The 20,319-nt window shown below is 51.6% G+C and carries 15 protein-coding genes and 1 riboswitch; of the genes, 4 read left to right on the forward strand and 11 right to left on the reverse strand.

Features of this window, described 5'->3' with window-relative positions:
- Window positions 1–87: 87 nt before the first annotated feature.
- Window positions 88–597 carry a DUF948 domain-containing protein gene (locus ACX1DY_RS21700; RefSeq protein WP_458966288.1) on the reverse strand — a complete coding sequence of 170 codons (510 nt, stop codon included), beginning with the start codon at window positions 595–597 and terminating at the stop codon, window positions 88–90.
- Between the two features lie 278 nt (window positions 598–875).
- Between ACX1DY_RS21700 and ACX1DY_RS21705 the strand changes: the two genes are divergently transcribed.
- Complete coding sequence (locus tag ACX1DY_RS21705) at window positions 876–1,253, forward strand: hypothetical protein (RefSeq protein ID WP_458966289.1); 378 nt, start codon at window positions 876–878, stop codon at window positions 1,251–1,253.
- Window positions 1,254–1,394: 141 nt separating this feature from the next.
- On the opposite strand, the gene ACX1DY_RS21710 is transcribed toward ACX1DY_RS21705, so the two are convergent.
- Both ACX1DY_RS21710 and ACX1DY_RS21715 read right to left on the reverse strand, forming a co-directional pair.
- On the reverse strand, window positions 1,395–2,477 hold the full coding sequence (locus tag ACX1DY_RS21710; protein WP_458966290.1) for a C40 family peptidase: 1,083 nt from the start codon (window positions 2,475–2,477) through the stop codon (window positions 1,395–1,397).
- Window positions 2,478–2,692: 215 nt separating this feature from the next.
- Window positions 2,693–3,562: a cation diffusion facilitator family transporter gene (locus ACX1DY_RS21715; protein ID WP_458966291.1), complete on the reverse strand. Its 870-nt coding sequence runs from the start codon at window positions 3,560–3,562 to the stop codon at window positions 2,693–2,695.
- A 137-nt stretch (window positions 3,563–3,699) separates the two neighbouring features.
- Between ACX1DY_RS21715 and ACX1DY_RS21720 the strand changes: the two genes are divergently transcribed.
- The gene (locus ACX1DY_RS21720; protein WP_458966292.1) at window positions 3,700–3,885 is read left to right on the forward strand and encodes a hypothetical protein; all 186 of its coding nucleotides are present in this window, start codon (window positions 3,700–3,702) and stop codon (window positions 3,883–3,885) included.
- A 97-nt stretch (window positions 3,886–3,982) separates the two neighbouring features.
- Here the strand turns inward: ACX1DY_RS21720 and ACX1DY_RS21725 are convergent, their stop codons facing one another.
- On the reverse strand, window positions 3,983–5,608 hold the full coding sequence (locus tag ACX1DY_RS21725) for an ABC-F family ATP-binding cassette domain-containing protein (protein WP_458966293.1): 1,626 nt from the start codon (window positions 5,606–5,608) through the stop codon (window positions 3,983–3,985).
- A 227-nt stretch (window positions 5,609–5,835) separates the two neighbouring features.
- Between ACX1DY_RS21725 and ACX1DY_RS21730 the strand changes: the two genes are divergently transcribed.
- Together ACX1DY_RS21730 and ACX1DY_RS21735 are read left to right on the forward strand one after the other, a co-directional pair.
- Window positions 5,836–6,969 carry a virulence factor gene (locus ACX1DY_RS21730; protein ID WP_458966294.1) on the forward strand — a complete coding sequence of 378 codons (1,134 nt, stop codon included), beginning with the start codon at window positions 5,836–5,838 and terminating at the stop codon, window positions 6,967–6,969.
- 100 nt (window positions 6,970–7,069) lie between these two features.
- A riboswitch (Lysine riboswitch) is annotated at window positions 7,070–7,264 on the forward strand.
- A gap of 152 nt (window positions 7,265–7,416) precedes the next feature.
- A complete protein-coding gene (locus ACX1DY_RS21735) occupies window positions 7,417–8,910 on the forward strand; it encodes an amino acid permease (protein ID WP_458966295.1) in 1,494 nt (497 codons plus the stop codon).
- A 105-nt stretch (window positions 8,911–9,015) separates the two neighbouring features.
- Here the strand turns inward: ACX1DY_RS21735 and ACX1DY_RS21740 are convergent, their stop codons facing one another.
- The 7 genes from ACX1DY_RS21740 to ACX1DY_RS21770 all read right to left on the reverse strand — a co-directional run bounded on the left by ACX1DY_RS21740 (window position 9,016) and on the right by ACX1DY_RS21770 (window position 20,286).
- Entirely contained in the window at window positions 9,016–10,155 is a 1,140-nt protein-coding gene (locus ACX1DY_RS21740) for a transglutaminase domain-containing protein (protein WP_458966296.1), read from the reverse strand.
- A gap of 220 nt (window positions 10,156–10,375) precedes the next feature.
- Window positions 10,376–12,757, reverse strand: a complete 2,382-nt coding sequence (locus ACX1DY_RS21745; RefSeq protein ID WP_458966297.1) for a glycoside hydrolase family 95 protein — start codon at window positions 12,755–12,757, stop codon at window positions 10,376–10,378.
- Between the two features lie 108 nt (window positions 12,758–12,865).
- Window positions 12,866–14,605, reverse strand: a complete 1,740-nt coding sequence (locus ACX1DY_RS21750; protein ID WP_458966298.1) for an ABC transporter substrate-binding protein — start codon at window positions 14,603–14,605, stop codon at window positions 12,866–12,868.
- A 195-nt stretch (window positions 14,606–14,800) separates the two neighbouring features.
- Window positions 14,801–15,700: a carbohydrate ABC transporter permease gene (locus ACX1DY_RS21755; RefSeq protein ID WP_458966299.1), complete on the reverse strand. Its 900-nt coding sequence runs from the start codon at window positions 15,698–15,700 to the stop codon at window positions 14,801–14,803.
- 13 nt (window positions 15,701–15,713) lie between these two features.
- Window positions 15,714–16,700, reverse strand: coding sequence for an ABC transporter permease (locus ACX1DY_RS21760; protein WP_458966300.1), 987 nt, complete (start codon window positions 16,698–16,700; stop codon window positions 15,714–15,716).
- A 107-nt stretch (window positions 16,701–16,807) separates the two neighbouring features.
- Entirely contained in the window at window positions 16,808–18,649 is a 1,842-nt protein-coding gene (locus ACX1DY_RS21765; protein ID WP_458966301.1) for a sensor histidine kinase, read from the reverse strand.
- A gap of 95 nt (window positions 18,650–18,744) precedes the next feature.
- Window positions 18,745–20,286 carry a response regulator transcription factor gene (locus ACX1DY_RS21770; RefSeq protein ID WP_458966302.1) on the reverse strand — a complete coding sequence of 514 codons (1,542 nt, stop codon included), beginning with the start codon at window positions 20,284–20,286 and terminating at the stop codon, window positions 18,745–18,747.
- Window positions 20,287–20,319 lie beyond the last annotated feature (33 nt).

Genomic DNA, 20,319 nt, shown 5'->3' on the forward strand with positions numbered 1-20,319 from the left:
ACGTTCTTTCATTAACCTGTTTTGCAGAGCATGAAACGCCTTATGAGGAATTCCCGTCAAACAAATCTATGCCGTCCCATTCACCGCTTACTTGCGGAACTTCTGCCAAATAGCGGCCGCAGCGTCTACGCCTTTCAGCGCCACTTCTATTCTTCCTGAGGATTTCTTGGCATATACGGCATCAGAAGAGTTGTCAGTGCGTTCTTCGGGTGGAGCCAGCGGTGCTTTTACCACAGGTACAGCAGCTTTCCCCTTCTCCTTCTGCTCCCGCGATTTCCGGTATTTCTCAATCACTGTGACCGATACCTGCTTGACGGTAAGCGTCAATTCATTCATGACATCACCGAGGTTTTTCACGGAATCCACAATGGGATCAATCTTTTGAATTTTGCCCTGAACGTCTGCGGTAATATCATTGGCATGTCTGACCGTAGTTTTCACCTCATAAGTAAGCTCATCAATCGTTTTCTGGACCTCCACCAGAGTCTGGCTGACCTTCTCGAGTGAATCCTTCGCCGATTTCAAGGTAGATATCAAAAAGTAAACAAGTATGGCAAATGCGATGGCAACGAGTGCAACGCTAAGTTCAATGATCATTTCCAAAACCCCTTCCACATCCTAATGTCCGCTTGCGCTGCTGTATTACAGCATAGTTACCCTTACCTCAAAATGCCGAAACAATTTGTCAATCGCCTAAAAAACCGCCCCCCTATATCTTATTCGCCATGCACAAAGTATAGGCCTTCCTCTCTTCCTTGTCGTGCGCTAAAATAAGAGAGTTTGGTTCATCATGTTCCATTTTGTTTACATGCTTAATAACACAGCAGGAACATAGAGAAACATTCCACAAAATCCAGGACTTGGAGGAATATCAGATGAAAAAGCTAATCAGTTTCGCAGCAGCAATGAGTATTGCAGTTTCTTTTTCCGCAACGGCTCTGGCCGACGAAGTAACCGGTACTGTCACAGGTACGTCAACGGTAACAAGCAGCACTTATAGCAGCACATTCAATACTATAATCACCCAGGCAGATATCAAACCGGCAACGCCGGTAATTATCCTGACCACAGCAACCCCCTTCTACTTCGCCATGGGCAGCGCAGCTCCTGCCGGCTGGCTCGGAGTACAAACTGTGGATACCACAGGGGTTGTTATGACCGACAGTGCGGGCAATGAATGGAGAGAAGTGTACACTTGGCTGGGTATAGCATGGATCAAGATCGCTGCATCCTCCCATGTCATAACTCTATAAGACTACTCAGAGAAAACAGAAATAGAGGCTATCGCTTCAGCAGAATCCTTCCACTGAAACGGTAGCCTCACATAACACCCGCCCTAGTTCACCCGTCACAAACATGTACTGCTGTCGCTTCCTGTCTCTACAATCTTTATATTAGCGGATAACCGAGCCCCCGTAAAGGAAACGATTCATCCAAGAAGCGCTTAATTTGTCTACCTTCACACCGCCGGAGGCTACGGAATAGGTATGCAGCAACTGCCCGTCCCCCAAATACATTGCTACATGCGTAATTCTTGCCGTTGATTTGTCGATCCCGGCATAAGCGGCCGTCGAGGTTCCTTTATAATCCATAAAGAACATCAGATCCCCGCGTTTCAGACCGGAAATATCGGTCACCACCGTGCTGTTCATCTTGATCCAATCCCCCTGCTGCCGCGAATCGGCAGGCAGTCTCAAATTGGCTGCATCCATGAAAATCTGCCGGATGAAATCCGAACAATCGAAGGTGCTCGTATCGTTGCGGCTGGAACCGAACTCATAAGGAGTTCCAAGATAGCCCATGCCTGCGGCAATTACACTTTCAATTACAGCGGCCTGCGATGAAGGCACAGGTACCGGCGCCGGTGAAGGCGTTGGTGTTGGTACTGGAGTTGGCGCCGGAGTTGGTGTTGGAGCCGGCGCCGGTGAAGGCGTTGCCCCGTTCACTGAAATGTACTGCTCCGAGGAACTGGTATAGCCGACATTGCCATTCGCAGTTCTTACCTTGTACCAATAGCTGTTCGTTGTTTCCAGGATGGTTACTTGATCACCTTTGTTCATATAGCCCAGCACCTGCCCGCTGGTAGAAGGCAGATCGCGGAGACGGACGTTTGCCTGAATAACGGCAGTTTGTGCTGCTGAAACATTGGCCACGTTGATATACTGCTCTCCGCTGCTTGTGTATCCAACAGTGCCGTCTGCTGTTCTTACTTTGTACCAGTAGCTGTTTGTTGCTTCCAAAATCGCCACCTGGTCGCCTGTATTCAGATATTTCAGAATTTGGCCGCTGGTGGATGGAGTATTGCGCAGGCGGACTGTTGAGACAATCACACCTGTCTGCACTGAGGATGCTGTAACAGCCATACTAGAAGGCACAGAAGCAGCAAAAGCCTGCTGTGGATTGAATACTCCCAGAGATACTGCAAGCGATGCCGAGACCATTAACGATGCTGCAAACCGCCTATGTGATATGATCATAGCGTTCCCCCGCTTAGCATAATGAGAAATTCAACAACGATGCGCGCTTTCGTTAGTTGTTTTCTGCCCTCATTATAGGCTTACCCGGGAATTGGAACATGCCCCAAATTTCACAAATAAGCTTGCCACTTTATGGCAGCATACAGGTCTATAGTCTCGATTCCTCCTTATATTTGGTTGAAATTACAGCGAACTAGGAGAAAACTAAGGTTAACCTACGGCTTCGGCTCAATATGGACCTGCACATTCATAGTGTTATGCAGCTTGCTCATCCGGTCTTCAATGGAATCGCTGATTGCATGGCCTTGCATGACTGTAATATTGGCATCTACCTCCACAACCACATCGACCAGCACATGATTCCCGTGTACGCGGGCTTTTACATCCTTGATGCCTTCCACACCTGGGGTCCGGGCAATCGTGCTGCGCAGATCCAGAAGCTTATCCTCGTCAAAACCATCAGTCAGCCGGTATGTCGCATCGCGGAATATATCCCATGCCGTCTTCAGAATCAGCAGCCCGACAGCCACGGCGGCGGCCGAATCAATCCAGGGCAGCCCGAACTGCGCACCGGCGATGCCGACCGCCGCTCCTATACTGACCATCGCATCCGAAAAATTATCCTTCGCTGCAGCCATCAGCGCACCGTTGTTAATCTGTTTGGCGAGCCGCTTATTGTATATATATACACCCATCATGGCTACGGCACACACAAGCGCGACTCCGGCTGACCATAGCTGGGGCACTGCCTTGGCGCCTTCGAACAGAGAGCGTACCGCTTCAACAACCACTTGAATTCCTACCATCGCCATAATAAAAGAAGCGAGCAGTGCAGCTACCGTCTCGGCGCGGAAATGCCCGTAGGGATGATCGGAATCCGGCGGCTTGCGCGAGATCCGCAGACCGATCAGCACCGCAAGCGAAGCGACAATGTCCGTCAGGTTGTTGAAGCCGTCTGCAAGCAGCGCGCTGGATGCAAATACATAGCCGCAGATAAGCTTGAATGCAGACAGAATAAGATAGGCAATGATACTGATCAGAGCCCCACGTTCGCCTTTGCGTATATCCTCATAGATATCAGCCAATGCCTACACCCCCATGTTGATTTTCATACTGTTCCCGAGCTCCGGCAAATCATTCTTTGAATTATTCTTGCCCTTGTGGCAGCATTTAAAAACCATTAGAATGTAGGAAGGACTTGCTACCTAAGGGGGTTAACAATATGAGCGAAAACACTGAAAAGGGCAAAATCAACCTAGCGGATGCCATCCGTCAAAAGCTGGAACAGAAGAAGCAGCAAACTTCCTTGAGGCCCGGGTCTTCATTTCAGGCCGGTTCTGCAAAACCGCTGAAAAGTCAAAACAACAAAAAGCCCAACAACCAGCGCCGTCGTACCGGCGGATCATAGAATGAACTTGAACATAAACGGCTGCGTTATCCCTTTCGGGACGACGCAGCCGTTTCCATATGAACTCATGTCCATTCAATGCTCAAATATATGATTCTTATACTTCTACAGGATACATACGCGCACGCATTTCCTTAATCTCCGGATTCTCCAGATACTCATCGTAGGTCATGGTACGGTCGATAACCCCTGCCGGAGTGATTTCGATGATGCGGTTCGCAATCGTCTGGATGAACTGATGGTCATGGGAGGTGAACAGGATCGTACCGTCGAAATCAATCAGCCCATTGTTCAGCGCCGTGATGGATTCCAGATCCAAGTGGTTGGTCGGTTCATCGAACACAAGCACGTTAGCCCCGTTCAGCATCATCTTCGCCAGCATACAGCGAACCTTCTCTCCCCCGGAAAGCACGCTCGCCTTCTTCAGCGCTTCTTCTCCGGCAAAAAGCATCCGGCCCAGGAATCCGCGCAGGAAGGTTTCATCCTGATCCTTGGAGTACTGGCGCAGCCATTCCACAAGGTTCAAGTCAACACCGTCGAAGTATTCAGAGTTGTCTTTTGGAAAATAAGCTTGGGTTGTAGTTACACCCCAGGAATATTCACCGGCGTCGGCTTCCTTCTCGCCCATGATCACATCGAACAGCAGCGATTTTGGATGGGAATTTGGACCGACAAAAGCGATTTTGTCGCCTTTGTTGACCACAATGCTGAATTCATCCAGCACCTTCTCGCCTTCGACCGTTTTGCTTAGGCCGGTGATCGTAAGGAGCTGCTTGCCCGCTTCACGCTCAGGCTTGAAGTTGAGGAACGGATATTTGCGGTTCGACGGGCGGATATCGTCCAGTGTAATCTTCTCCAGCTGCTTCTTACGGGAGGTCGCCTGCTTCGACTTGGAGGCATTGGCCGAGAAACGCTGGATAAAGGCCTGCAGCTCCTTGATCTTGTCTTCCTTCTTCTTGTTCGCGTCACGCTGCAGCGCTTGAGCCAGCTGGCTGGACTCATACCAGAAGTCGTAGTTGCCGACATACATCTGAATTTTGCCGAAATCAATGTCCGCAATATGCGTACATACTTTGTTCAGAAAGTGACGGTCATGGGATACGACAATAACAGTACCTTCGTAATCCATGAGGAAGTTCTCCAGCCAGCCGATGGATTCCAGATCCAAGTGGTTGGTAGGCTCATCGAGCAGCAGGTTGTTCGGACGTCCGAACAGGGCCTGTGCGAGCAGAACGCGGACCTTCTCGTTGCCGCTGAGTTCGGCCATTTTTTTGTCATGCAGCTCACGCATAATGCCCAGACCAATCAGCATCGCAGCCGCGTCAGGCTCGGCATCCCAGCCGTTCAGCTCGGCAAATTCACCTTCAAGCTCACCGGCGCGCAGGCCGTCGGCTTCGGAGAAATCGCTTTTGGCGTAGAGCGCATCCTTCTCCTTCATGATGTCATACAGGCGGGTATGCCCCATGATTACCGTTTCCAGCACCGGATATTCATCGTACTCGAAATGGTTCTGCTTCAGCACTGCCAGCCGTTCTCCCGGGGTCATGTGGACTTCACCGGTGTTCGCTTCAATCTCGCCGGACAGGATTTTCAGGAAGGTCGATTTACCGGCGCCGTTGGCCCCGATGAGGCCGTAGCAGTTGCCGGGTGTGAATTTTATGTTTACATCTTCAAATAGTGCGCGTTTTCCGTAGCGGAGTGTTACGCCGCTTGTACTGATCATTAAGCATTACCATCCTTTTCACTTAGGTTTCCGGCTCATTATAGCATAAAATCAAGGGAAAAACCCCGCAGATCGCCCACAAAATATAGTAATGCATACAAATTGTACGTATATGGCGTCAGGCCACCCTACAGGGAGAGCCGCTCTTTTGTTTCAATGCCGGAAATGCGGTAAAATGCGGGTAAAGTACTTACGGTGACAATGCCGTTCAAAGGGGAGCTAAGCGTATGAAGATCACTTTTATTGAACCGACTCCAAGTCCCAATACGATGAAGCTTCATCTGAATGAAAGTCTGGAGCCTGGAGTACGCCGAACCTATACGCCGGAGAGCCAGCGGTCCGCTCCTGCCTGGGCGCGGGAGATGCTGACGATACCGGGTGTGACCAGCATCTATCATGCTGCCGATTTTGCCGCGCTGGAGCGCAGAGGCAGCGCCGACTGGGCCGCGATTCTCCGCGAGGTCCAGGCCCGCTTCGGTGCAGAAGGCCTGAGCACGGACTTCAGTCTTGGCGGCGAGAATGCCGGGGCCCACTTCGGGGAATCCCAGGTATTCGTGCAGATGTTCCGCGGCATCCCGATTCAGATCCGCGTCAAAACCGGCGCGAGTGAGGAGCGCATTGCCCTTTCCGCCCGCTTCGCGCAGGCGGTGACGGATGTGGCCAGCGCCGTACTGATCAAAGAGCGCAAGCTCACCGATTACGGCGTGCGCTACGGCGAGCCTCCCGAGATCGCGCGGGAGGTCGAGCAGGAGCTTGAAGCGGCGTATCCGCAGGAACGCCTCGACTCCCTCGTGCAGCAGGCTATCGCGCACGGAACCGGCGGCGAGTTCATCGAGCAGCGGCAGAAGAAGACTCGGGAAGAGCTGCTGCGAGACCTGAAGGACAGGGACTGGCGCGTGCGCTACGCCGCGCTGGAGGATCTCGCGCCGACGGCAGAGCTCCTGCCGGATCTGCGCGAGGCGCTGCACGACCCCAAGCTGCATATCCGCAGGCTTGCGGTCGTGTACCTGGGCGACATCCGCACGCCTGAGGCGATGGAGCTGCTCTATGAGGCGATGGCAGACAGCGCCCCTGCGGTGCGGCGCACCGCGGGGGATACGCTGTCCGACATCGGCGATCCCGCGGCAACGCCGGTGATGACGGCGGCGCTGACGGACAAAAGCAAGCTGGTCCGCTGGCGGGCGGCGCGTTTTCTCTATGAGGTCGGCACGGCTGAAGCGCAGGAGGCGCTCAGCGTGGCGGCAGACGACCCGGAATTTGAGGTCGGCCTGCAGGCCAAAATGGCGCTGGAGCGCATAGCATCCGGCGAAGAGGCTGCCGGAACCGTCTGGCAGCAAATGTCAGAGCGCCGGAGAAGCTAACGCCAATCTGCCGTAAATTGTCATTGCGCAGGTCGGCAAGTTGCATTATACTAATCCCTGCTAATGTTCATATCATTATAAGATAGCCTCATCATACCTAAGATGAGGTAGAGGTCGCGGATATAAAGAGTACGCGCGCGGAGACGCCTAAGAGCCGTCTGTGAAGCGCCGCGAAAAGGTATATCCGCCGAAGTCCGCACTGCTGCTCTTATTTGCAGTGCCGGCTGGGGCCGTCGCCGAAAGGCACGGAACTGTCACAGCACAGCCGCCAGGTAACTGGAGCGCTGCACTGTGTTGCGCTATCTAACAGGGAGTATGGTGCGGAGCTGTAAATACAGGAAACCGCAGAATCCGTCTGCGGTTTTTTTGCGCTTACATGGCGGATACACTTCTTGGCTAGAGCCCTTCATGAACAGCAACATCACAATCAGAAGGAGTGTCCTATTCATGCAAGGAAGGAAAAACAATCAGCAGCATATAACAACGCAGAGCAGCACTGCTGCCGCTCCAGCGCTGCGCAAATCATTCAAGGCCAGACACTTAACCATGATCGCGCTTGGCGGATCTATCGGAACCGGACTGTTCCTCGCCAGCGGCGGCGCAATCGCCTCTTCGGGTCCGGGAGGCGCGTTGCTCGCCTATACAGCGGTTGGCATCATGGTCTATTTTCTCATGACCAGCCTTGGGGAGCTGGCAACCTATCTGCCCGACTCCGGCTCCTTCAGCACCTACGGTACGCGGTTTGTTAGCCCTGCCTTTGGCTTCGCTATCGGCTGGAATTTCTGGTACAACTGGGCTGTCACCATAGCCGCCGAGCTATCCGCCGCTACCGTGATCATTAAATACTGGTTCCCGGACAGCCCCTCCATACTCTGGAGCCTGCTCTTCCTGCTGCTCATGTTCGGGCTGAACATCCTGTCTGCTCGCGGATACGGTGAATCGGAATACTGGTTTGCGATTATCAAAATCATCACCGTTATCGTATTCCTGACTGTTGGCGTACTAATGATCTTTGGGATTATGGGCGGCAAAGCAGTCGGCTTCAGCAACTTCCAGCTTGGCGGCAGCTCCTTCCACGGCGGCTTCTTTGCCTTCGTTGGCGTCTTTATGGCTGCCGGCTTCTCCTTTCAGGGCACTGAGCTTGTCGGCGTCGCAGCAGGCGAGAGCGAGAACCCTCGCCGCAATGTGCCGCTGGCCATCCGCCGGGTATTCTGGCGCATCCTGATCTTCTATATCTTCGCCATTCTCGTCATCGGCCTGCTGATTCCTTACACGAACCCCGACCTGCTGCGCGGCGGCATTGACGATATCGGCGTCAGCCCGTTCACTATTGTCTTCAACAAAGCGGGACTTGCGATTGCCGCATCCGTCATGAACGCCGTCATCCTCAGCTCGGTGCTCTCCGCCGGGAACTCCGGGATGTACGCCTCGACCCGCGTCTTGTACGCAATGGCCAAGGACGGCATGGCTCCGCGCGCACTCGGCAAGCTGAACCGCCGCGGCGTGCCAGTAGGCGCGCTGCTCGTCACTACCGCAGTCGGCATGCTGGCTTTTCTCGCCTCCTTTTTCGGCGACGGCGCCGTCTACAATTGGCTGCTCAACGCCTCGGGGATGTGCGGCTTCATCAACTGGCTGGGCATCGCTGTCTGCCATTACCGTTTCCGCCGCGCTTTTGTGAAGCAGGGCCATTCGCTGGAGGAGCTGCCTTACCGGGCCAAATGGTTCCCCTTCGGACCTCTGTTCGCGTTTGTTTTATGTCTCATTGCCGTGTTCGGACAGAATCTGGGAGCCTTCACGGGGGAACGTATCGACTGGTACGGCATCCTCGTCTCCTATGTCAGTCTGCCGCTGTTCCTGCTGGTCTGGATCGGCTACGGCTGGTTCCGCAAGAGCAGCATTGTCCCGCTGGATAAATGCGATCTGAGCACTCACCCGGAGTAAAATCCTTATCAAGCCAGTGCAAATAGGGATGCCCTGCAGCCAAATGGCTAACAGGGCATCCCTTCCTTGTCTATTCAGAGACTATCGGACTCGCTCCCTAACTCATTATTGCCAGGTTACATATACCTTCAAATCTCCGGTGTTGTCAAAAGCTGAGCTGTTGTATGACAGCTTCTCCAGCCCCAGGCTATACAGCTCCTGCAGATCATCCCTCAGCAGCCTTTCGCTGCCCCGGTAGCGGAACAGCAGGGACTTCTTGCCGGAGGCCATTGCCTGCTTCGCCAGCGCTCTCAGCTCAGCAGCGGAGGTAACCACCTGCTCCTCTTCATACAGCCGGTAATCGAGCTGCTTCTGAAGCTCCTTGTAGACAGACACGCTGCTTCCTCCCCGGCTGACCAGCTCGGACAGTGTCTGGGCATAACCTACTGAAGCTGCAGGATACGACTTGGTCCATCTGTGGTCCTTGCGCATTTGGGCATCCGTACGCATGTAGTAGACTGTGCTGATGCCGCCCTCCGGACTTGGTGTAGGATCATCCCATGTAGTGTCCAGATGATACCAGCGTCCATCCAGCTGCACCAGGTTCCAGGCATGCGACTGGGTAACCCCTCCTTCGCTTCTTGCGGTCCCTTCAACGATCTTGTTCGGGATGCCTGCGCCCAGAAGCAATTTATAGGTTAGCAGCGTATAGCCTTGGCACACGGCGCTTCCGGTCTGCAGCCCTTCATAAGCGGTATATCTGCGGTACGTGGTATCATATTTCAAATGGAGCACTACCCAGTCATGGATAACCTTCACCTTCTGGTGTTTGTTCATTCCCGGAGTAATGATCTGCTGCAGGATTGTCTTCACCTGCTTGTTCACCTGGGCCGTCTGCTGCAAGGTCTCCCGGTACTCCATCTGAACCGTAACGTTGGCTGAGCGGCTGCTTCCCCGGTAAGAAAAGGCGTAGCTGTCGATAATATAATACAGGTAGGGATCGCTGCCCATCGCCTGGTCGATCGCCTTCTGCACCTGAGCCTTCAGATTGGTGGTCTTGCCTTCATACACGAACGTTATGTTCTCCCGGCGGTTATTCATCGCACCGGTCAGCTTCTGCACCATCTCTGCCCCGGAGCGTAGCACTGCCGAATCGGCTGCAGCATAAGCATGCCCCCAGCCCCAGTACAGTACCGGAGGCAAAGCGGCGCTTATAAGCATTCCTCCCAGTATGGCCTTCATCAGCGAAAACTGCTTTTTTCCCATAGATCGCGTATCCTCCTGCAAGCCATACCATGGCTCACCCAGTTGTATGTACTCTATAGTAGATGCCGAAATTCCAGACTGCACAACCATAACATTCCTTAATAGTTCAACTTATATAGAATACACTTTAATCTATTATCGGTTCAATACTGCAGCCGGGTAAATACCGCCTGCAAAAAAATTGCTCTCCGCACAATTTCTGCAGGAGAGCAATTTCAACTTACAGCGTGATGAGATAGCTTGTTCCCGCTTTGACCGCCAGCGGGCGGCTGGTCTCCACTACTGTGCCATCAGGTAACTGGAGCTTCAGCGGGCGTGAATAGCTTAGCTGGCATAGTCCGTCATGCGATGCAGTAATCTTGGCGGAGACGAGTACATGCTCCTTCCACTCCAGGTCCGCCTCATAGCCGCCACGGGCCTTGAGTCCCTGGACCCGGCCGTTCTTCCAATGATCCGGCAGTGCCGGAAGGAGGCTGATCTCACCCAGATGACTCTGCAGCAGCATTTCCGCGATCCCGGCAGCAGCCCCAAAATTACCATCAATCTGGAATGGCGGATGCGCATCGAACAGGTTCGGGTACACCGAACGGGTCAGCAGTGTGCGCACGAATCCGTGAGCGGCAGCACCATCCTTAAGCCGGGCGTATAGATTGATCAGCCAGGCACAGCTCCAGCCGGTGTGCCCGCCACCGGAAGCAATTCTCTTCTCCAGGGACAGGCGGGCCGCTTCCAGCAGGTCCGGCGTCTCCTTCCCGTTGATCAGATTGCCGGGATATAGTCCATACAGATGCGAGACATGGCGATGTCCCGGCTCGGATTCCGTTAAATCCAGAGACCACTCCTGCAGGCGTCCATCCTCGCTGATCTTCAGCGGAGACAGGCGGGCCAGCGTCTCCTCCAATTGATTCTGGAATGCCCCGTCAATGCCCAGAATCCGCGCCGCCTGCAGGCAACGCCCGAATAGCTCACGGATCAGGCTCATGTCCATAGCCGAGCCCATAGAGACGCTGCAAGGTCTGCCATCTTCCGTCACAAAACGGTTCTCCGGCGAGGTGGACGGATTCGTCAGCAGCAGGCCATCCGGCCCCTCAACCAGCCAGTCGATACAGAACAATGCCGCACCTTTCATAAGCGGGTATGCCGTCTGCTCAAGATACACCGGGTCCGGGTTAAAGGCATAATGCTCCCACAGATGACTGCTCAGCCATACACCGCCCATCGGCCAGAATGCCCAGCTGGCATCCCCGCCCGACGGTGAAGAGCTGCGCCAGAGGTCCACATTGTGATGAGCTACCCAGCCCCGGGCCCCGTAATGAATAGCGGCGGTTCTAGCGCCAGTGACGCTGACCTCACGGATCATATCAATTAAGGGCTCATGGCATTCACTGAGGTTGCATACCTCAGCCAGCCAATAATTCATCTGGGTATTGATATTGGTCGTGTAGTTGCTGTTCCAAGGCGGTGTTACATGGTGGTTCCAAATTCCTTGCAGATTCGCGGCCTGTGTGCCCGGACGGGAGCTGCCCATCAGCAAATAGCGGCCATATTGAAATAACAGTGCCTCTAGTGCAGGATCTTCCTGGCCTTCTCTGTATGCAGCGAGCCGCTGGTCTGTCGGCTGCGACTCCGCTTCCCAGCCGCCAAGATCCAGATCCACCCGGCGGAAGATTCTCCGGTGCTCATCCACATGCCGCTGCCGCAGCTCCGCATAGGGCCTGGACGCTGCCGAGAGCAATCTCCGGGCACAGTCCTCCGCAGGACTTACAGCAGCCACGGAATCTTCAGCGATGTCTCCCCGGATATGCGCCGCCTTGTTCTTGAGCTCTTCATAATTGGTGCCGGCGGCAAGCAGCAGCAGCACACTGTCTGCGCCGGAGATTACAAGCTTGCCGTCCGCAGCCTGCACGCTGCCGCCGGTAACTACAGCTTGCAATTGAAGCTCAAAACTGATGCCAAGCCCTTCCTCATATTGAATGGGATAGGGATGATCGCCATGATAGTTGTCGGCGATATGGGTAGGACACTGGCCGCGCAGCACAAGCTGCCGTTCTCCGTACGCTCCTGTTGTATGCTTGAGTGGGCTGTCCAAGGAGATCGTCAGATGAAGCTGACCTTTGGTCTCGCTGGCTGTATGTACAGCGCATACTCCGTCAGGAGCGCTGATGAACGCCCCGCGGGTAAATGTCCCATTCCCCGTCTGGTAGGACACACTGGCAATGCCGCTGTCCAGATCCAGCTCCCGGCGATACCCGCCAGAGTTCTCGGCCCCCGGCTGCTCCAGGTACAAATCTCCCAGCGGCAAATACGGCTGCGTATTCACACCAAGCATATGCCCATTAATGATATCTTCAGCCTCTCCGTAGCTTCCCGCGAAGACCAGCTCCCGCACCCGCTTCAAATAACGCTGTGCTTCATAGTTATTGTCATCCCTGGGAAATCCCGCCCATAAAGTATCCTCATTGAGCTGAATACGCTCCTTGGACGTACCGCCGAATACCATCGCCCCCATGTGCCCGTTGCCGAGCGGCAGCGCTTCTTCCCAAATTTCTGCGGGCTGACCGTACTTCAATGTCCAGGCACGCTCCCGGTTGTGGTTCGTCATCTTCTCGCCCTCCGAATATGAATGTACAGCAAAAGGCCCTGACCAAAGTCGGGCCTTTGCTTTACACTAGCAGAATACCAGATTAATGCTTTACATACCAATTACTGCTTACAGATCCTTGCCAGTCCACAGAGATACTCTCGCTTTAACGAGATCAGTATATTCTGCTTCCATTTGTTCAGCGCCGGCTTTGTTCAGCTCAGCGATGAATGCATCATATACCTTGTCGAAGTCAGCAGGTTTGGACAGGATGGCTTCAGGGATACGTTTACGGATAATATCTTGAGTTTTCTTGTAGATAACCTGATAGTCGCCATCTGTAGGAACCTGCATGTTGTACAGCGCGCCCCACTCCTTAACCGGGAAGTCGGATTCCTTAGGGAACAGATCCTTCCAGGTTGTTGCTCCGTATGCTTTCAGAGAATCTTTCTCCGCCTGTGAATATGCAGCAACGATTTGATCCGGGAAGTTAGTAGTATAGTAGTTGCCTGTAGAATCCTTCACACCATCACCGTAGTGACCAGTCAAAGCTGTGTACAGGCCAATACCTGTTTCTTTTGCAAAATTATTAGCATCATTTGATTTCTTCTTTTGAATATCTGCAGGAATCTCACGTTTGCCTTCTGCGTTTACAGTATAATGCTTGCCTTCAATCCCCCAGTTCATCAGCACCTGACCTTCGTCGGAAGCAAGCCAATCCAGGAACTTAATTGCACGAACCGGATCTTTGCAAGCGGTAGTGATACTGATTCCGGCAGCGTCAATACCTACAGACTGGAAGGAATGATCTTTATATTGATCAGACATGGTTACAGGGAAGTGTGCATAAGTGTAATCGTCTTTGCCTGCTGATTTCAGGGCATTCTCACCGTCTTGATATTCCCATTCTTGGGAGATCAGGCCGAGTACGCGTCCACTGGCTACTTTAGCCTTGTATTGGTCATCCTTTTGAACAAAGGTATCTTTATCCAGCAGCCCTTGAGCGTACATATTGTTCAGCCAACGGAAGTATTCCTTTTCTTCCGGACGTTTGTAGTGAAGCTTCGCTTCATAGGTTTTTGGATCTACGAAATACTCACCGTCATCCGGTGCACCGGTAGTAATGAACGCCGGATTGGTAACGGTAATCATGATTTTCCAGTCGTCTGCGTTCAAGGTGAGCGGAATGGTTGGCTGTCCATCTGTTTCAGGATGTTTGGCTACATAATCCTTCAGTACTTTCTCATAATCTGCCAAAGTTTTCACTTGAGGATATCCAAGCTCTTTCAGCACTCTGTGCTGAATTTCAAAGCCGCCAGAAGCGTCAAAGGATTGTTGGTTAACCCCGGCATTTGTAGGAATGGAATAGATTTTTTGATCGTCCTTGCTGTATTTCAACCGGTTCATATTGTCGCCGTAGATCTTTTTCAGGTTTGGCGCATACTTGTCGATCAAATCTGTCAAATCGATAATCAGACCCGCATCAACCAATTTTCCAAGATTACCTTTAGCAAAGATCAAATCAGGTACATCGCCGCTGGCTGCCATCAAAGAAATCTTTTGTTCACCGCCGCCGCTGCCCACATCATATTCAGCATTCAAGGTTACACCTGTTTTTTCGGTAATAACTTTACCTACTTCATCCTGCATTTTATTCCAGTTAGGACTGGCATCGGCACCGAAGAAGGAGAAGGTAACCGGGCTGGTATCATTAGCTGCATTTGTTGCTGTAGCTGCATTATTGGTTGTGCCTTCTGATTTATTACCGTTGTTAGTAGCAGCATTGTTGTTGCCGCCTCCACAGCCAGCGATCAGCATGGAACTCATTAGCATGAGCGTAAAGACTGTCTTAATACTCTTGCGTTTCATTTTGTATCCCCCTTGTAAAATTGTGTAATTCATCTATGCATATCAGGATAGTCCTGAATATACCATTGACAACGCTTGCAAAACCATTATGAAAATAAATCCATAGCATTGCTTCGGAAGAAATTGGGCAGGAATGCCGCTGATCCAGCTAAGGCTGAACCAGACCAGCATTCCCTTTCCCATCTGCTTCACACCTTAAGCCTTAACAGCTCCCAGGGTCATACCGTTGACAAAATACTTTTGCAGGAATGGATATACCACAAGAATCGGTACGGTTACTACGATGGTAATCGCCATCTTGATGGATTCCGGCGAGATTTGCGCCATTTGCTTCGCCATATCATTGGCATTCACCATGCCACTGCCCTGGTTGGTCGTTGCCAGCACCTTCATCAGCTCATACTGTAGCGTAGTCAGATGCGGCTTATTGCCGTTATACAGGTAAGTGGTGAACCATTCATTCCATTGTCCTACCGCCAGGAACAAAGTGATTGTTGCGAGAACAGGCTTACAGAGCGGCATAATGATCTTGTAATAAATCACGAAGTCATTAGCGCCGTCCAGCTTTGCCGATTCTTGCAGAGCGAAAGGCAAGCCGTCCATGAAGGAGCGGATTACGAATACGTTAAAAGCGGAAACTGCACCCGGCAAAATGTAAATCCAGAATGTTCCGATCAGATTAAGATCTCTCATCAGAATATACATTGGCACCATACCGCCGGAGAAATACATCGTCATTGCCAGGAAATACGATACAAATTTTCTCGCCTTGAACTCTGGACGGCTTAGTGTAAAGGCCAGCATCGAAGAGCTTATAAGCCCTAGAACCGTACCGGCTACAGTCCGGAGAACAGAGACCTGCAGGCCTTGAAGCAGCCCTGTATAGCTGAAGATCTTCTGGTAGTTTTCAAGGGTCCAGACTCTCGGAAGAATATATATGCCGCCCCGAACAGTATCTGTGGATTCATTAAGAGAAATCGCCAGTACGTTCAGGAAGGGATATAAAGTTACAATCATTATGATTGCAAGAAAAATGTATAGAAAGATGTCGAACGCACGTTCAGACTTTGACATTTGAAAAGCTTTGCCTGCCACTCTTATCCCCTCCTTACATAATGCTTTCTTTAGTGAATTTCTTCATCAGACCGTTGGCTGTAAGCAGCAAGATTACACTGACTACCGAGGTAAACATACTAATGGCTGTACCATATGAGAATCGCCCTATTTGTATCCCGTACTTAAGCGCATACAAATCCAGCACTTCCGAATAATCGGTAACCAGGTTATTGCCAAGCTGGAACTGCTTTTCGAAGCCGATACCGATCAAATGGCCAATGGACATAATCAGCAGTACCATAATAGTGGTGCGGATACCCGGCAGAGTAATATTGAACATTTGCTTGATTCTTCCGGCTCCATCCACTTTTGCCGCTTCGTAAAGCTCTTTATCAATGCCTGTAATCGCCGCCAAATAGATAATCGCATTCCAACCGGTTTCTTTCCAAAGATCCGCTGCCGTTACAACACCCCAGAACAATTTGGCTTTTGCCATGAACTGAATCGGCTCGTCAATGATATGAAGCCCTACAAGCAGATCGTTGACAATCCCTCCGTCGATCGCGAGTGTCTTGTAGACAATCCCGCCTACAACGACCCAGGATACAAAGTGAGGCAGATAGGATACGGTCTGAACCGTTCTTTTAAAGACATTTCCCCGCAGCTCGTTGAGCATAACCGCGAACAATATCGGAACGACGAAGCCGAAGACGAGTCCGAGTCCGCTCATAGCCAGCGTATTTCTCAGAACAAGATAGAAACGTTCATCATGGAAAAGCTCTTTGAAATTTTTAAGCCCTACCCATTTCTGATTCCCAAAGGACTTGGCCGGTTTATAATTCTGAAATGCCATTAACCATCCCCATAAGGGCACGTAACTGAAAATAAATACCCAGATCACGAACGGAAGTGACATCAGATACAAGTACTTTTGCTGCAGTACGCTTTTCCAAAATCCACTATTCCGTTTCGCAGGTGGGACGGGGGTTACGCTTTCATTAGCTGTAACACCATTTTCCGTGAGCGCTTTCACGTTCATTATTCCCCCTTCGTTTTGTATACACATATCATACCGTACACCACTTAGAGAGAATACCCGACAGATTTTACGTAAAATCAGTGGAAATTAGACATCGCTTACATTTGCTATTGCTTGGGCTCATGCTCGCTCGGAATGGAGAAGAAAATCCGTGTCCCCGCCCCTTGTTCACTCGATATGTTCAGTCCGTGCGCTTCCCCGTAATACATAACCAGACGCTGGTGAACGTTCCGTAGCCCAATGCGGCTCTGCGGCTCCTCCTCTGCCCGGGTAATCACAGACATAATCTCAGCCAGCCGCTCCTCCGTGATGCCAATGCCGTCATCCGTGACACATACCTGCACTTCATCCTCATGAAGCGTTATGCTGACATGAACATGAACCGTTCCTTCTTTATTTTCCAGTCCGTGAACCACCGAATTCTCGACCATGGGCTGGATGATCAGTGGCGGAATCAAAACATCCGCAGCCTTCGAATCAAAATCAATTTCATACTCCAGCCTGTCCTCATAGCGGAACTTTTGAATCTCCAGATAGGAGCGCATCATTTCAACCTCTTCCTTAATCGGCGCACGCTCTCTGCCTACCTCCAGATTTTTGCGCATCAGCTTGCCTAGCAGCCGGACAATATTGGCGATTTCCTTGTCCCCTTTCAGATGGGCATTCATACGGATGGACTCCAGCGCATTGAACAGAAAATGAGGATGAATCTGGCTGGCCATCATTTTCAATTTGATCTCTCTTTGGGCGATCTCCAGCTTGTTGTTTTTCTCGTTGCTCTCCACGACCTGTGACAGCAGGCGGTTGATGCTTGCCACCATATAATTGAATTGGCGCGACAACTGACCAATCTCATCCGTACCGTCAATCTGCGAGACTACATTCAGATTGCCGAGAGCTACCTGATTCAATTGGCGGCTCAGGCGGAGCAGACGTTTCGTCATAAGAAAAGAAATGACATATACCATTACCAGAGCAATCAGCAGAACACCGATGATAATCATCAGCCCCAGGAGACTTACCTTGTTTGCCCCGCTCAGGATACTTTTCGTCTCGAAGACGGATATGACTTTCAGCCGGCTCACACTAAGCGCCGGTCTGATTTCATCGACGATCACATAGGAATCCTTCCCCTTGACCGTTGTCCGAATCACATTTTGGGCGGTATTCGTTAGATCCTTTCCAATGTCAAAGGAATCCAGGGTGCTCCCTACAAGCTTCGGGTCCTTGGCAGCGACAATGTACCCCTGCTCGTCCGTAATAATTGTCTCAAAAGGCTCCTGGTACAGCATCTGGTTCAGCTCATCCTGGACAACCTGCACCATCAGCACTCCCGTTTTCTGATATTCGGGGTACACCACCCGCCGGACCAGACTAAGCTTATTGATCGTAGCTTTGGGGCTGTTGTTGTACGCCTCTTTATCGGGGATATACATCCAGTTGAGTCCCGGGCTCTGCATAATCTTTTTATACCAGATTCTGGTCTTCAGTTCCGGGGTCAACGGGGCAATGGACATGTTATCCACCAGGGTAGGGTTGTCGATAAATAAGCGGATATTCGAAATCTCCCGGTACTGCAGGATGTAATCCTGGAAATCCGTGTAATTCAAATAAGCCTTCGTCAGCTCCAGCGTATTGGGATAATACGTGTTCACCAGCTTCTCAAGATCCTTGTCAAAATAAAGCAGATTCGAAATATCCGTGGGAACGCGGAGCTTCGTCGTCATTTGGATCTTGATTTTCGCCACGTTATTGCTTGCCTGGTCAATAGCTCTGGTTAAGGCCTCTCCGCGAAAATAACTGATTAAGGTAATTCCTAAGATCAGTACCGGAATCATAACTACAATAATGTAGAAAAAGATCAGCTTATACTTCATCTTCATATTGTTGATCAAACGCACCAGTGTTGTAATACCCGTTCCTCCTCTCTGTACTTCGGGCCAAATCATGAGAAACAGGCCGCTCCCCGCATCTGCTGCAGCATGGGGAACAGCCTGTACTGATTGTTATTATACAGATATATACCGGATTTCAGTAGGTCTTTTTATTGCTCCTTGCGGAAAGCGGTTGGAGATACACCGACGTATTTACGGAATTTGGCATTAAAATAATCGGAATTCATATAGCCGACCTTTTCGGCGACCTCATACACCTTCATGCCCTGATTCAAAAACTGCTTCGCCTTCTCAATCCTTACCTTATCCAGATAGGTGTTAAAATGCTCGCCCACCTGATTCTTGAACATCTTGCCCAAATAGGCGCTGTTGTAATTAAATACTTCCGCAAGCGACCCCAGCTTCAGGTTCTCATTATAGCGGCGCTGGATCAGATCGGTGATTCGCTTGATCTCATTGCCCCGTCCCCCGCTGTGCATCTGCTTCGCTATTTGCTCCATATAATCCGACACCATCGTCTCGACATCGCTGAGATAATCACTGCTGTAGACCTCGCTCACGGGTGAAGCATGCGCCGCAATAAAGGGACGGATCTCCGAATTTGCCGCCTCCAGACGGGCGATGGTGCTGCTCACAATCCGTATCAGATTATCCTTGATGTAGGTTTCTTCCCGCTTCACAGCAACCAGCTTACGGATAATTTGTCCCACGAGCGGCGCAATTGCTTCATTGTTCCCCGTCTCAATAGCCAGCAGCAATTGCACTTCAACGTCACGTTCGGGATCAAGCTCCGCTTCAGGCTCTATCTGCGGCTCCGCCCAATCATCCGTAGTTCCGCTAAGAATCGTGCCCTTTCTGCCCAAAAAAGCTCCTTCGAGCAAATGGCTTGCAGCCGTGAACGACCTGGATGCCTCTTCCGGTCCAGCGGCGGCACCGCCAGCAGCGGCATAAAACTCCAAGCCATGCGCTGCGATCACCTCATTCAGCTTCCGCCATAGGGCTGTCCGGTCAGCTTCATCCCGCAGCGGCGCCTTCAGAAGCAATCCCATGTAAGGCGTCAGGCTGAAGAACAGCACGTCCTCCTGCTGCCAATAATGCTCGAGCTGTTTCCTTACCTGCTCTTCGCGGGCATCTTCACCCTTCTGGAGGTGCTTCAGCTCCAGAAGCACAACCTCGCAGCTCTGCCCTTCCAGACCAAGCTCCGCAGTAGCTTCAGCCGTATCGGCACTGTCCTCCTGCGGCTGCAGCAGCTGGCGCAGCAGATTGTCGCTGCTGCGTGCAGCGCCACCCGCCTGCAGCTCGCTCATCAGTTCCTCCCGGCTTATCGTCTCGCGCAGATTCTGCAGATAAGAGACCAGTTCATCCTCATCCACCGGCTTGAGCAAATATCCGTCGATATGATAGGAAATCGCCCGTTTGGCATATTCGAAGTCGGCATGGCCGCTTAGGATCAGCACATGGCAGTCGGCGTTTTCTTTACGTAGCTCGTTGATCAGCTCCAGGCCGTCCATTCCCGGCATTCGGATATCCGCAACAATCAGCTTAGGCTCAAACGTATGGAACTTTTCGAGCGCCTCAAAGCCGTTCGCTGCTGTCGCCACTACAGTGTAGCCCTGCTCCTCCCAAGGAATCAGGGTGCGCATGCCTTCTCTTAGTTTAGGCTCGTCATCTACAATCAGCACTTCTATCAATATTCGTCAACCCCTAAGGCGAAATCCCGGAAA

This window comes from Paenibacillus sp. BAC0078 (genome assembly GCF_054483875.1).